The sequence below is a fragment of the Serratia sp. CY37869 genome, from assembly GCF_052168895.1.
Taxonomy (GTDB): domain Bacteria; phylum Pseudomonadota; class Gammaproteobacteria; order Enterobacterales; family Enterobacteriaceae; genus Serratia; species Serratia ureilytica.
In genome coordinates this window covers 556,969-570,665 of record NZ_JBJNLU010000004.1, presented here as the reverse complement: position 1 = coordinate 570,665, position 13,697 = coordinate 556,969, and the positions used below count along the sequence as shown (strand labels likewise).

The 13,697-nt window shown below is 55.5% G+C and carries 16 protein-coding genes; 11 read left to right on the top strand and 5 right to left on the bottom strand.

Annotation, left to right across the window (positions count from 1 at the left end; genetic code table 11):
* The first annotated feature begins 212 nt into the window (after positions 1–212).
* From ACJ8J1_RS21395 to ACJ8J1_RS21350, 10 genes are all read left to right on the top strand, one after another.
* Positions 213–2,090 carry a phage tail protein gene (locus ACJ8J1_RS21395; RefSeq protein ID WP_033641921.1) on the top strand — a complete coding sequence of 626 codons (1,878 nt, stop codon included), beginning with the start codon at positions 213–215 and terminating at the stop codon, positions 2,088–2,090.
* Positions 2,090–2,647, top strand: a complete 558-nt coding sequence (locus tag ACJ8J1_RS21390; protein WP_050594401.1) for a tail fiber assembly protein — start codon at positions 2,090–2,092, stop codon at positions 2,645–2,647. The genes ACJ8J1_RS21395 and ACJ8J1_RS21390 overlap by 1 nt, the downstream gene beginning before the upstream one ends.
* A gap of 140 nt (positions 2,648–2,787) precedes the next feature.
* Entirely contained in the window at positions 2,788–3,957 is a 1,170-nt protein-coding gene (locus ACJ8J1_RS21385; protein WP_033641920.1) for a phage tail sheath protein, read from the top strand.
* A gap of 12 nt (positions 3,958–3,969) precedes the next feature.
* The gene (locus tag ACJ8J1_RS21380) at positions 3,970–4,479 is read left to right on the top strand and encodes a phage major tail tube protein (RefSeq protein WP_033641919.1); all 510 of its coding nucleotides are present in this window, start codon (positions 3,970–3,972) and stop codon (positions 4,477–4,479) included.
* A gap of 64 nt (positions 4,480–4,543) precedes the next feature.
* Complete coding sequence (locus ACJ8J1_RS21375) at positions 4,544–4,831, top strand: phage tail assembly protein (RefSeq protein WP_033641917.1); 288 nt, start codon at positions 4,544–4,546, stop codon at positions 4,829–4,831.
* Positions 4,832–4,863: 32 nt separating this feature from the next.
* Positions 4,864–4,986, top strand: a complete 123-nt coding sequence (locus tag ACJ8J1_RS21370) for a GpE family phage tail protein (protein WP_033641916.1) — start codon at positions 4,864–4,866, stop codon at positions 4,984–4,986.
* On the top strand, positions 4,979–7,072 hold the full coding sequence (locus ACJ8J1_RS21365; RefSeq protein ID WP_033641915.1) for a phage tail tape measure protein: 2,094 nt from the start codon (positions 4,979–4,981) through the stop codon (positions 7,070–7,072). Before ACJ8J1_RS21370 ends, ACJ8J1_RS21365 begins: the two co-directional genes overlap by 8 nt.
* Positions 7,073–7,094: 22 nt before the next feature.
* The gene (locus ACJ8J1_RS21360) at positions 7,095–7,568 is read left to right on the top strand and encodes a phage tail protein (protein WP_033641914.1); all 474 of its coding nucleotides are present in this window, start codon (positions 7,095–7,097) and stop codon (positions 7,566–7,568) included.
* Positions 7,565–8,659 carry a phage late control D family protein gene (locus ACJ8J1_RS21355; protein ID WP_033641913.1) on the top strand — a complete coding sequence of 365 codons (1,095 nt, stop codon included), beginning with the start codon at positions 7,565–7,567 and terminating at the stop codon, positions 8,657–8,659. The genes ACJ8J1_RS21360 and ACJ8J1_RS21355 overlap by 4 nt, the downstream gene beginning before the upstream one ends.
* Positions 8,660–8,748: 89 nt before the next feature.
* The gene (locus ACJ8J1_RS21350) at positions 8,749–8,976 is read left to right on the top strand and encodes an ogr/Delta-like zinc finger family protein (RefSeq protein ID WP_033641912.1); all 228 of its coding nucleotides are present in this window, start codon (positions 8,749–8,751) and stop codon (positions 8,974–8,976) included.
* A 143-nt stretch (positions 8,977–9,119) separates the two neighbouring features.
* Here ACJ8J1_RS21350 and rplS read toward each other — a convergent pair whose 3' ends face one another.
* The 5 genes from rplS to ffh form a co-directional block, all read right to left on the bottom strand.
* Positions 9,120–9,476, bottom strand: a complete 357-nt coding sequence (gene rplS / locus ACJ8J1_RS21345) for a 50S ribosomal protein L19 (protein ID WP_015376707.1) — start codon at positions 9,474–9,476, stop codon at positions 9,120–9,122.
* Between the two features lie 48 nt (positions 9,477–9,524).
* Positions 9,525–10,292 (bottom strand): tRNA (guanosine(37)-N1)-methyltransferase TrmD, encoded by a 768-nt coding sequence (gene trmD, locus ACJ8J1_RS21340; RefSeq protein WP_033641911.1) that lies wholly within the window; start codon positions 10,290–10,292, stop codon positions 9,525–9,527.
* Positions 10,293–10,344: 52 nt separating this feature from the next.
* A complete protein-coding gene (gene rimM, locus ACJ8J1_RS21335) occupies positions 10,345–10,893 on the bottom strand; it encodes a ribosome maturation factor RimM (RefSeq protein WP_019455135.1) in 549 nt (182 codons plus the stop codon).
* A gap of 18 nt (positions 10,894–10,911) precedes the next feature.
* Positions 10,912–11,160: a 30S ribosomal protein S16 gene (gene rpsP, locus ACJ8J1_RS21330; RefSeq protein ID WP_004932501.1), complete on the bottom strand. Its 249-nt coding sequence runs from the start codon at positions 11,158–11,160 to the stop codon at positions 10,912–10,914.
* A gap of 214 nt (positions 11,161–11,374) precedes the next feature.
* A complete protein-coding gene (gene ffh / locus ACJ8J1_RS21325; protein WP_004932504.1) occupies positions 11,375–12,736 on the bottom strand; it encodes a signal recognition particle protein in 1,362 nt (453 codons plus the stop codon).
* A 169-nt stretch (positions 12,737–12,905) separates the two neighbouring features.
* Between ffh and ACJ8J1_RS21320 the strand changes: the two genes are divergently transcribed.
* Positions 12,906–13,697 (top strand): cytochrome C assembly family protein, encoded by a 792-nt coding sequence (locus tag ACJ8J1_RS21320; protein WP_004932506.1) that lies wholly within the window; start codon positions 12,906–12,908, stop codon positions 13,695–13,697.

The following is a 13,697-nucleotide window of genomic DNA, read 5'->3' as shown; positions in this document are numbered from 1 at the left end:
TTTATCGAACAATGCGTTACGGAATTACAAAGACATTACCTCTCCACCGGTGACGTGATGGACGGCGGCTGGTCGCCCGCGCCGCGTCTCGGCACCGATAACGGCATGTTCTTCGGCTTTTGGTCAGGCGAGATCCTGCGCGGATTGAGTCTGTATGTGATGTATAAAAACGGCCTTACCTACCCGGCCGGCAAACAGAAGAGAACCACACCATGACAGCAAAATACCGCGCCCTGCTCACCGAACAGGGCAAAGCGCTGCTGGCTAACGCTGCAGCAACCGGCCAAAAGCTGGAAATTACGCATATGGCGGTCGGCGACGGCGGCGGTTCGCCAACGCAGCCCGATGAAAGCCAGACCAAGCTGGTGAACGAAAAACGGCGCGCCGAGCTGAATTCACTGCAGATAGATACCGGCAACAGCAACCAAGTGATCGCTGAACAAGTGATCCCGGAGGACGTTGGCGGTTGGTGGATCCGCGAGCTGGGGCTGTATGACAAAAACGGCGTGCTGGTGGCGATCGCCAATACGCCCGACACCTACAAGCCGCAGTTGACCGAAGGTGCCGGCCGCACCCAGGTCGTGCGCATGGTGCTTCTGGTAAAAGGCGACGCCAATGCGGCGATCGTCGCAGACAAGACCGCCTTACTGGTCTCGCGCGATACGCTGAGTGCAGCCATTGCCGAACATGCCCGCTCGCGCAATCATCCTGACGCCACCTTGCTGGCAAAGGGTTTCACTCAATTGAGCAACGACAGCAATAGCGGTAGCGAAACGCTGGCCGCTACCCCGAAAGCCGTCAAAGCGGTTAACGATGCCTCGCTGAAAATCGCGGCGAACCTGAAAGACCTGCCAAACAAGTCCGTCGCGCGCGGCAACCTGGAGCTGGGTACTGCCGCCACACGCAACGTCGGCGCGCAAAAAACCAACCTGATGGAGGTGGGCGCGTTCGGTTTGGGGGGGGGCCCGATACATCGCGAAGACGCTCTGAGCAACCGTGGCGAAATCTATCGGGTTACGGGTGCATCGAAAAATGCGCCGGGCGGCGGTGTTTATGGCGTCTTGAACCTGCCGTGTGACGGCGGCCCTTCCAGCGGCTATCTGGCGATCCAGCCTAATGGATCATCTTACATCGGCACGTCCACGACCCCTGACAAACCGCTGAACTGGTACCGAATTTACACTACCGGCTTTAAACCGACGGCCACAGACGTCGACGCCTACAGCAAGGCGGAAGCCGACGGGAAGTTCGTCAAACAGAGCGGCGATACCATTACCGGCGCTTTAACGGTCAATGGAGCGATTGAGAGTAAATCCGGCCTCACTACACCCTCTTTAGCCGTAAATGGCAGCGTAACCATCGCCGGAGCGTTGACCACAAAAGCCGGTGTCGAGCTGTTCGGTACCACCCCCTATCTGGATTTTCATTACGGCAATAGCAACGGTGACTTCGATGTCAGACTCATCAATGACAACAAAGGCACCTTAGCCTTTCACGGCAATGAATATTACGTCAATGGCAAGCTGAGCGCGACGGGTGATGCCTGGATAGGCGGAAAGGCCAATATCAACGGTATGGCCGCTTTTTATAGTTCTGATTTTATTACTAAACAAGGAAATCTTACTCATCCCGACGGCAATCGCCAAACAAACGGTATGCGTCTACAGGGGCAAGGTAATCTGCTCGTCGATCTTTACCACTATGAGAAGGTCGGGAGCCACCATGAGTTCGGTATCCATGTTGCCAACGGCGGGGCCGATGGCTGGTTCAGCTTCCGTAATAACGGTGAACTCCGCGCGAACGGCACCTTATTTGCTGCAGGTGCCGCTTATCAAACAGACGGCAATATTAACGGCGGCATTTGGGGAGGCTATTTAAGCAACTATCTCAATCACAACTTTGTGCGGGATGTTCGCCTGGGTAATGTGGAAAGTATCGCTACCTGGCGAGGCCCCGGCTATTCGGATAGCGCGGGTTATGTCCTGACCGGCGCAGCAAACAACAACGTGGATGAATACATCGACGTAATTTTCCGTCGTCCGCTGCAAAAACACATTGGTGGCAATTGGGTTACCGTCTGGAGCGTATAATGATGAATAACATGAAAAACTTTACCCTCGCCGCGCCGGAAACGGTAGAACAGAAACAGCTGGCCGCCTCGCACGGTGTTTTGTTTTTAAAATCCGATGCCGGGGAAGACTGGTATGAATGTCAAAAAAGCTTCCGTCCTGAGACGGTAAAACTGATGTATGACAAGGACGGGATCATTCGTTCAATCACCGCGAAACCGAATGCCGAAGGCCATTATGACGTTTCCGGATTTTTCCCAGAAAATATGAGTGTGGCGGAGGTCGAAAACTTGCCGGAAGGCGCTGATATCAACGGCCGCTGGATTTTTGATGGAGAAAACATCATACCAAGATCGTATTCAACTCAGGAGCTACGGCAACAGGCCGCCAATAAAAAACAAGAGTTGATTAAGCAAAGTTCGCTGCAGATAGAAACGCTTAACGACGCTACTGACCTGGGAATGGCGAGCGAAGAGGAACTGCGGCTGCTGACCCGCTGGAAAACCTACCGCGTATTGCTTAATCGGGTCGATCCCGAAGCGGCCCCGGATATCGACTGGCCGCAACCACCGCAATAACGTCGTTCAACGCCCCGCCCGGGGCGTTTTTTTTCTTTATTTTTCCTGCTGTTGTACCAGTTATCCCACACCCCGAATGAGATGCGGCACCACCTCCCAACAGGCATGCTGTCATCACCAACCACAAACGGAGTAATGCTATGGGTGACTATCACCACGGCGTGCGTGTCCTCGAAATCAACGAAGGCACCCGCGTAATTTCCACCGTCTCGACGGCCATTGTCGGCATGGTTTGTACCGCAGAAGATGCCGATGCAACCCTGTTTCCTCTCAACACCCCGGTGCTGATTACCGACGTCCTGGCCGCCAGCGGCAAAGCAGGTAAAAAAGGGACGCTGGCGCGTTCGCTGCTGGCGATCGCCGAGCAGACTAAGCCGGTAACCGTCGTGGTACGCGTGGCGGAAGGGAAAGACGAGGCCGAAACCACGTCCAATATCATCGGTGGCGCCGATGAAAACGGTAAGTACACCGGCATGAAAGCGCTGCTGGCCGCTCAGGCCGAGCTGGGCGTGAAACCGCGCATTCTGGGCGTACCGGGCCATGATAATCAGGAAGTGGCGACCGCGTTGGCCGGCATCTGCCAGCAGCTGCGCGCTTTCGGCTATATCAGCGCTTACGGCTGTAAAACCGTGTCCGACGCCATCAAATATCGCGCCAACTTCAGCCAGCGCGAACTGATGCTGATTTGGCCGGACTTCATCAACTGGAATACCACCACCAACAGCAGCGACATCGCCTTCGCCACCGCTCGTGCACTGGGGCTGCGTGCCAAGATCGACCAGGAGACCGGTTGGCATAAAACCTTATCCAACGTCGGCGTCAACGGTGTGAGCGGTATCTCGGCCAGCGTATTTTGGGATCTGCAAACCGCAGGCACCGACGCCGATCTGCTGAATGAAGGTTGCGTCACCACCCTGATCCGCAAAGATGGCTTCAAGTTCTGGGGATCTCGCACCTGCTCCGACGAGCCGCTGTTCCAGTTTGAAAACTATACCCGCACCGCGCAGGTATTGGCCGACACCTTGGCCGAAGCTCATCTGTGGGCGGTTGACCGTCCGCTTACCCCGACGCTGATCCGCGACATGATCGACGGCATCAAGGCCAAGTTCCGCGAACTGAAATCCGCCGGTCTGATCATCGACGGTGACTGCTGGTATGACGAAAGCGCCAACGACAAAGAGACCCTGAAGGCTGGCAAGCTGTTTATCGATTACGACTACACCCCGGTACCGCCTCTGGAGGATCTGACTCTGCGTCAGCGCATTACCGATCGCTACCTGGCGAACTTCGCCGCATCCGTGAACAGCTAAGGAGACTGAAGCATGGCACTGCCAAAAAAACTGAAATACCTGAACCTGTTTAACGACGGCTTCAACTATATGGGCGTGGTTTCCTCAATGACGCTGCCGAAACTGACACGCAAGCTGGAAAAATTCCGCGGCGGCGGCATGAGCGGCGCAGCCTCGGTGGACTTCGGCCTGGACGACGATGCGCTGGTGGTGGAATGGACCATGGGCGGCATTGACGAACTGGTGCTCAAGCAATGGGGCCGCGTCGATGCGGTACCGCTGCGCTTTACCGGCTCTTTCCAACGCGACGATACCGGCGACGTCTCTGCGCTCGAAGTGGTGATGCGCGGCCGTCATAAAGAGATCGACAGCGGCGACTTCAAGCAGGGTGAAGATACCGAAACCAAAGTTTCCACCGACTGCACTTACTTCAAGTTGAGCATCGACGGCAAAGAGCTGATCGAGATCGATACCGTCAACATGATCGAAAAAGTCGACGGCGTAGATCTGCTGGCAGCGCACCGCCGCGCCATCGGCCTGTAATTTTTCACCTCAAACGGCCAGCCCCGCGCTGGCCCCCTTTTTCCGACTGAAAACTGGATACCCCATGGAACTGAATGCATCCCAGGAAAACACCGTCGTCCTGAATACTCCGATTAAACGTGGCGATAGCGAAATCACTCGCGTGCAAGTGACCAAGCCGAATGCCGGCAGCCTGCGCGGCATCGGTCTGGCCGCGCTGGCCAACGCCGATGTCGATGCGTTGATCACTATTCTGCCTCGGGTCACCTACCCGAACCTGACCAAGGAAGAGTGTGCCCGTTTGGAACTGCCTGACCTGATTGCGCTGGCCGGCCAGGTGATCGGTTTTTTGTCGCCGACATCGGCCGAGTAACGGTCGATCCTACTCTGACAGTAGATGACCTGATGGCGGATATCGCGGTGATTTTCCACTGGCCGCCGTCAGAAATGAACGGCATGACGCTGGCGGAGCTGATCGGCTGGCGCCACAGAGCGCTGCAACGTAGTGGAGTAAAAACAGATGAGTAACAGCAGACAGGAGCTGGAGTCACAAAACGAGATTGTCATCGGGCTTCAAGCGATAGCCAAGCAGAGCAAAGAACTGATGAGGCAGTTGCGCAGGCCCACCGGGGATAAAAACCTGTACAACAGTCTGGGACAGGATATCCAACGAGCAGAGAAAAAAGTCAAACATCTGCGCCGGCAGGAAAATGACATCGACGCTTTCCAAAAGACGAACCAGTCGCTGGCTGAGACCAATAAGTTGCTGGCAGCGTCGCGCAAAAAATCCGCCGCGCTGGCAATGCTGACGAAAGATCGCGAGCCAAGCCAGCGTTCCCGATTTATGAACAAAGAGATTGCTCAGGTCGCGGAGACGATAAATGCCCTGGAAAAGAAACGTGATCTCCTCGCCGCAATCGATAAAAGCCAGCGCCATCATCTTACCCAGCAAGGGATTAATCTACAATCGCTCGGCAATGAGCGCAAAAATCTGCGTGACGGCAGAATTAATGCCGGCGCCGCTATCGTTACCCTAAAAGAACAACGGCAATCGATAGCGCAGGAGCGCTATCGATCCGCACAGGCAGGCAATCAAGCGCGCCTAGACAAGCTGGAAAAATTACGCAACACCAGCAGCGCAGGCTTTTCTGTCGCCAAAAGTGCCGCCATAGGGGGAGCTAACCTGCTGGCGCCGGGAATCGAATTTGAAAAACAGCTTTCTCAACTGCGGGCACAGCTGAATCTGGGCAAGTCCGATCCGCAGCTCACGGCTCTCGAGCAGCAGGCTCGCGGTATGAGCCAATCCGGTTATACCCCGGATCAAGCCCTACAAGCGCAAACAGCGCTGGCAAAACAAGGGTTGAATGCCAAGGAAATTTTAACGGCTTCGCCAGCCGCACTGACACTCTCCGCTGCGACGGGCAGCAGCGTCAACGAAATCGTCGCAACGATGACGGAAATGCAGCGCAGCTTCAATCTGGGCCCCGATCAATTCGATCGTATTGCCGATGTATTGGCGCTGGCCAGCAATCAATATGGCATGGATGTTCGGGCCGTTGGTGCAGCCATGAAAAGTAAAGCCACAACAGGTGCCGATATCTTCAGTGCGGCGCAACAGATTGCGCCTTTGGGCAGAGAAAAACTCCAGGCCAACCAGGTTGCCGGCTCAGCGCAGCACTTGGTCACCGTCAAAGGCGACAATATAGAGGGTGATATCCAAAAGCTTTTTGCCTCATGGGATAGCCTGAGAATCAACTTGTTTACCGGCCAAAACGCAGCCCTGCGGGAACTGACCCAAACGGCGACAGAGTGGCTGGTAAAACTGAATACCTGGATAACCAATAATCCGGCGTTAGCCGGCACCTTGCTGCAGGTCGCCGGTGGGCTCACGTTATTGCTCGGCGGCCTCAGCGGCGTCAGCCTGGTCGCCACCCAGGTACTCTCAGGGTTCTCTATTATCAGCGGCGCGATCCTAAAGGCCGGGCAAGCCATGATGTGGCTGGGGCGTATAGCGATGGCCAACCCGCTGCTGGCCATTGTCGGCCTGGTTGCGCTTGCCGCTTTCACCCTGATTGAAAACTGGGACAAGGTCGGCCCCTTCTTTAGCCACCTTTGGGAGCAGATATCGGCAGGGTGTGAGGCGCTGAAGAATTACATTTCAGACACCATTGATGGCTGGATAAAACAACTGACTTCATTGACCGAATATCTTCCCGACTGGATGCAATTTGGCGATAAGAGCGGCACCTCTGGCAATGCCGAAAACGGCAGCGCCTGGTTTGCCGGCAAGTTCGATCGCGGGGGAGACATTCCTGCCGGACAATTCGGCATTGTAGGTGAAAACGGTCCTGAGTTGGTCAGCGGCCCCGTTCAAGTGACCGGCCGCCGCCATACGGCCGCCATGTCGGCGGCTTTACTGTCGCTCAGCGCGCCTGTAATGCCGGCCTCACCGGTAGCAGGTTCGCCGGTAACCCAAATCCAGGTTCCGTCGGTCACTATCAACATCACTGCCGGCGCCGGTCAGAATGAACAAGACATCGGCCGCGAAGTCGCGCGGCAATTTGAATTGCTTGCTCATCGCCAAGCGGCAAACGCCCGCAGTCGGATGAGTTAATCTCGCGAATAGGAGAAATATGATGATGCTGACCCTCGGCATGTTTGTTTTTATGTTGAAAACCGTGCCTTATCAAAGCATGCAACGCAGCGCCAATTACCGCTGGCCGACCCTGCCGCGCATCGGCCAGCGCCCTGCCGCGCAGTTTCTGGGAGTAGACAATGAGAAAATAACGCTGACGGGAGTCTTGGTACCGGAAGTAACCGGAGGGACATTATCATTGATGGCGCTTCAGCTCATGGCTGCCCAAGGCAGAGCCTGGCCGCTGATCGAGGGCAATGGAACTATTCATGGGATGTATGTCATTGAAAGCATAGTCGACACGAAAACCCAGCTTTTCTCGAACGGCAGCGCGCGACAGATAGAGTTTACGATCAATCTGATGCGCGTTGATGAATCGCTGATCGCCATGTTCGGCGATCTGCGCCAACAAGCCTCTGACCTTGCCGATAAAGCAGGTCAGGCTGCGGCGCGGCTCGGGGAGATGCTGCCGTGATCACGCAAACCCCCGTCCCTATTGGCGCGCTCATTGCGCCAGACTATGCCCTGTTTTTACAGCAAGCGGACATCACGGAGGCTTTCCGCCACCGTCTGCTCTCATTGACGTTAACCGATAATCGCGGTTTTACCGCGGATCGATTGGATCTTGAGCTCGACGATGCGGATGGGCAAATCGCCATGCCCAAACGCGGCCAAACGCTCACCGTGAAGCTCGGCTGGAAAGGACAAGCCTTGATCGACAAAGGCAAGTTTATCGTTGATGAAATCGAACATCGTGGCGCACCGGATAAACTCGTCATTCGGGCCCGCAGCGTCGACTTTCGAAACTCGATGAACGTGGCGCGAGATCATTCCTATCACGATCGCACCCTTGGTGACATCGTCAACGAAGTGGCCAACCGTAACCGGATGGGGCATACGCTGGCGGCAGGACTGGCAGAGATCAAAATCACGCACATCGATCAGTCTCAGGAAACGGATGTCGCCTTTCTTACCCGGCTGGCGACCATGAATGGTGCCGTCGCCGCCATTAAAAATGAACGCCTGCTGTTTCTGGTCCCAGGTTCCGGTCTAAGCATCTCGGGCAAACCTCTGCCGTCACTGACTTTGGAACGCAGCGATGGCGACCAGCACTACTTCAATGTGGCCGATCGGAACGCTTACACCGGCGTTATTGCCAAATGGCAAGATACTCAGCATGCCAGGCAACAGCAGATGACAGTACAACGTGAGGAAGGGAATACCACAGATGAAAATGCGGCTTCAAGCTATCTGGCAGGTGAAAGCAATAACGTTTTTACCCTGCCGACGCTCTACGCGAACAAAGAAAGCGCAATGCGTGCGGCAAAAGCGAGGTGGGCAAACATTCAACAAGGGAATGTGCAATTTTCCATAAACCTCGCCGTCGGCCGGCCTGATCTCAGTCCAGAAACGCCGATCCACCTGAGTGGATTCAAAGAGGTTATCGACAGACAACCTTGGATCATTAGTCAAGTCGTTCACACGCTTAATGATCGAGGTTTCTCCACCAGCCTCGCATTAGATGTACTGACTCAACGCATGGAGTTTGCAATCACGGAGGGGTGATAATTCATTTGCATCTTAATCTTGCTTTTGCGAGTTAATGAGCTATTATAAGTCATATAACCTGATGTAGCAGAACGAGGGATTCAACTATGATGCACTGTCCATTATGCGGTCACGTGGCCCACACTCGCTCCAGCCGCTATCTGAGCGAGTCGACCAAAGAGCGTTACCATCAATGCCGCAACATCAATTGCAGCTGCACGTTCGCCACGCACGAGTCCGTCGCGCGGGTGATCGTCAAACCTGGCGATGACATTATCCCGGCGCAGCCTCACCCGCCGGAGAGTCAGCAGAAACAAAGCGCCGCGGCGCTGTAATGCAAAAAGCCTGCTTATGCAGGCTTTATTATGTTGGCGGTGCGCAGACGAAATCTCGCAAATGCAACCTGCCGAGGTTTTAAGATAAAAAAAGGGGTTGGCATAGGCCAACCCCTGATAACTATTAACTTTTGGATGCAGCGTTAGTTAACGCGGTTCAGACGCTCTTTGATACGAGCAGCCTTACCAGTACGTTCACGCAGGTAGTACAGTTTAGCTTTACGAACGGCACCACGACGTTTAACAGTAATGCTGTCGATTACTGGGGAGTGAGTCTGGAATACACGCTCAACACCTTCGCCGTTGGAAATCTTACGAACAGTGAATGCAGAGTGCAGACCGCGGTTACGGATAGCGATAACCACGCCCTCGAATGCCTGCAGACGTTTTTTGCTACCTTCAACGACCCATACCTTCACTTCCACGGAATCACCCGGACGGAATGCAGGTACGTCTTGTTTCATCTGCTCTTGTTCAAGTTGCTTAATAATGTTGCTCATAATATGTCTCTTACCCTAGGTAAACTGATATATCGGTCCCGTCTGATGTCAGACGTTTCCTTCATAGTCCTGTTGCCTGGTCTGATGTTCCCGTTGGAACTCAGCCAGCAACACCGCTTGCTCGTCAGTCAGAGCTAGGCTTTCTAGAAGTTCAGGTCTTCTAAGCCAGGTTCGGCCCAGCGACTGCTTTAAGCGCCAGCGACGTATCTCGGCATGGTTGCCCGACAGCAGAACCGGCGGTACTTCCATTCCTTCCAACACCTCGGGGCGGGTATAGTGCGGGCAGTCCAGCAATCCGTCGGCGAAGGAGTCTTCCTCCGCTGAGGCCTGATGGCCCAGCACACCCGGTATGAAACGGGCGACTGAATCAATCAGGGTCATCGCCGGCAGTTCCCCGCCGCTGAGAACGTAATCGCCGATTGACCATTCTTCGTCAATTTCGGTTTGGATTACGCGCTCGTCTATCCCTTCGTAACGGCCGCACACCAGAATCATCTTCTGATTGGCCGCCAGTTCGCACACGCCGGTTTGATCCAGCTTGCGCCCCTGAGGTGACAGATAAATCACCTTTGCTCCCTCGCCTGCCGCTGCTTTCGCCGCATGAATGGCTTCCCGTAAAGGTTGCACCATCATCAGCATTCCCGGGCCGCCGCCGTAAGGGCGATCGTCCACGGTACGATGCCGGTCGTAGGTGAAGTCGCGAGGACTCCAACACTGCACGCTCAGCAGGCCATTTTTTACTGCCCGGCCAGTCACCCCGTAATCGGTGATAGCGCGGAACATCTCAGGAAACAGGCTTACAATACCGATGAACACAAGCCAATCCCCTTACCGTTATTCCACTTGCTTCGACCGTTTGATCCGGGGGTCAAAAACCAGGATCCCAATCTGCCTCAATCACGCGGGCAGTGAGATCGACTTTCTTGATAACCTGCCCATGAAGAAACGGAATCAACCGCTCCTTCATGCCGAACGCATCTTTCAGGTTCGCTTTCACAACCATCACATCGTTCGAGCCGGTTTCCATCATATCGATGACTTTACCCAGCTCGTAGCCGGCGGTGGTGACTACCTGGCAGCCCATCAGGTCTTTCCAGTAGTAATCGTCACCCTCCAGCGGAGGAAGTTGCTCAGAATCCACCATAATCTCGCGATTAGTCAGCAGATTCGCCGCGTCCCGATCGTCAATGCCTTTGACTTTGATGATCAGATCCTGACTGTGGCGCTTCCAGTCTTCCAACTCGATATGCTGCCACTGACCCGCCTGCTGGATAAACCACGGCTGATAGTCAAAAATGCTTTCGGCGTTCTCGGTGGATGAAAACACTCTGAGCCAACCACGAATGCCGTAAGCGGACCCCATTTTACCGAGTACAATCGGCTGCTTAGGCGCTACCGGTTTGAGTTGCTTGCTCATTGCCACCACCGCGACAGATTAAGCTGCTTTCTTAGCGTCTTTGATCAGCGCGTGAACGCGATCAGAAACGGTTGCACCCAGACCAACCCAGTGCTCGATGCGGTCCAGGTCCAGACGCAGTGCTTCAGCCTGACCGGAAGCGATCGGGTTGAAGAAGCCTACGCGCTCGATGAAACGACCATCACGAGCGTTGCGGCTGTCGGTCACTACTACTTGATAGAACGGACGCTTTTTAGCGCCGCCACGTGCCAAACGAATTGTTACCATAACATCCTCTTTAGTTAATAAAACAGCCGGGCCCCATTGAGGGACGGGGCCCGGTTGCAATATAAAAAGCCCGAAAATTTTACTCATTTTGGCGCAAAAAGCAATCTAAAGCGTCGATCGCAGGGGACAACTTTTGCAGCCTGTCAAATTTCGGGCGGTTTTCACCGCGAACGGCGAATGCTGAAAGCGCCCGCACTCGGCGTGCGGAGGCCCGTCAGCGGCCAGGGAAGCCCGGCGGCATCATACCTTTCATGCCGCGCATCATCTTCGCCATACCGCCTTTCTTCATCTTCTTCATCATACGCTGCATTTCGTCGAACTGCTTCAGCAAGCGGTTGACGTCCTGCACCTGCATGCCGGCCCCCATCGCGATGCGGCGCTTGCGCGAGCCCTTGATGATTTCCGGTTTGGCACGCTCTTTCAGCGTCATCGAGTTGATGATCGCCTCCATGCGCACCAACACTTTGTCGTCCATCTGCGACTTGACGTTATCCGGCAGCTGGCCCGCGCCCGGCAGCTTGCTCAGCATATTGGCCATGCCGCCCATGTTGCGCATCTGCTTGAGCTGCTCCAGGAAGTCGGTCAGATCGAAACCGTCGCCCTTCTTCAGCTTGTTGGCCAGTTTCTCCGCCTGCTCGCGGTCGACCTTGCTTTCGATATCTTCGATCAGCGACAGCACGTCGCCCATGCCCAGGATGCGTGACGCCACGCGATCCGGATAGAACGGCTCCAGCGCTTCGGTCTTCTCGCCGACGCCGAGGAACTTGATCGGCTTGCCGGTGATGTGGCGGATGGACAACGCCGCACCGCCGCGCGCATCGCCGTCGACCTTGGTCAGCACCACGCCGGTCAGCGGCAGCGCTTCGTTAAACGCCTTGGCGGTATTGGCGGCGTCCTGGCCGGTCATGGCGTCGACCACGAACAGGGTTTCCACCGGCTTGATGGCCGCGTGCACTTGTTTGATCTCGTCCATCATCGCTTCGTCAACGTGCAGACGGCCGGCGGTATCGACGATCAGTACGTCATAGAACTTCAGCTTGGCCTGCTGCAACGCGCGGTTGACGATGTCGATCGGTTTTTCTTTGACGTCGGACGGGAAGAAATCGATGCCGACACCTTCCGCCAGCGTTTCCAGCTGTTTGATCGCCGCCGGGCGATAAACGTCCGCGGAAACCACCAACACTTTCTTCTTCTGTTTTTCTTTCAGGAACTTGCCGAGCTTACCGACGCTGGTGGTTTTACCGGCGCCCTGCAGGCCCGCCATCAGCACCACGGCCGGCGGCTGAGCCGCCAGATTCAGCTCGGTGTTGACTTCGCCCATCGCGGCGATCAGCTCACCCTTGACGATCTTGACGAACTCCTGCCCCGGCGTCAGGCTCTTGTTGACTTCATGGCCAACCGCGCTCTCTTTTACGCGGTTGATGAAGTCGCGCACCACCGGCAGCGCAACGTCCGCTTCCAGCAATGCCATACGCACTTCACGCAGGGTTTCCTTGATATTTTCTTCGGTCAGCCGCCCGCGGCCGCTGATATTGCGCAACGTGCGCGACAATCGATCGGTTAAATTTTCAAACATCGTCTCATGCTCAACGTGTAATGACAGGCCGCTCCGGCGACACAATTGCGCCGATGATAACACGAAGCGAGCAGGATCTCTGCCTCAGCGTTGGAGATAGGTTGGAGTGAAACGCGCGCAACGTTATACTGACACTCCAATTAACCACGCCGAAGCAAAATTAAACGCTATGCCAGTTTTCTCCATTGTGGCTTTGATGGCCTACCTGCTCAGCCTTGGACTGATCATTCCCAGTTTGTTGCGGAAGAACAGCGCATACCGTCGGCTTGCCCTCGTCTCGGCGGTGGTGGCGCTGATTTGCCACGCCATCGCGCTGCAGCAGCGCATCTTTGACGTCAGCGCCGGGCAGAATCTCAGCCTGCTGAACATTGGTTCCATCGTCAGCCTGATCATCTGCTCGGTGATGACCTTCGTCGCTTCGCGCGATCGCGGCTGGTTCCTGCTGCCAATCGTCTACAGCTTTGCGATGATCAACCTGGCCTTCGCCAGCTTTATGCCCGGCGAGTTCATCACTCACCTGGAGGCCAGCCCGGAACTGATGGTGCATATCGGCCTGGCGCTGTTCTCTTACGCCACCCTGATCATCGCCGCGCTCTATGCCTTGCAGCTCGCCTGGCTCGACTACCTGTTGAAAAACAAGAAGCTGACCTTCAGCGCCGACATGCCGCCGCTGATGAGCATTGAGCGCAAGATGTTCCATATCACCCAGATCGGCGTGGTGCTGCTGACGCTCACTCTGTGCACCGGCCTGCTGTACATGGATAATCTGTTCAGCAAAGAGAACGTGCATAAAGCCGTGCTGTCGATCATGGCCTGGTTCGTGTATATCGTGCTGTTGTGGGGCCACTACCATGAGGGCTGGCGCGGCCGCCGCGTCGTCTGGTTCAGCTTCGCCGGCGCCTTCCTGCTGACGCTTGCCTACTTCGGCAGCCGTCTGATTCAGCAGGTGATGGTGCGCTAG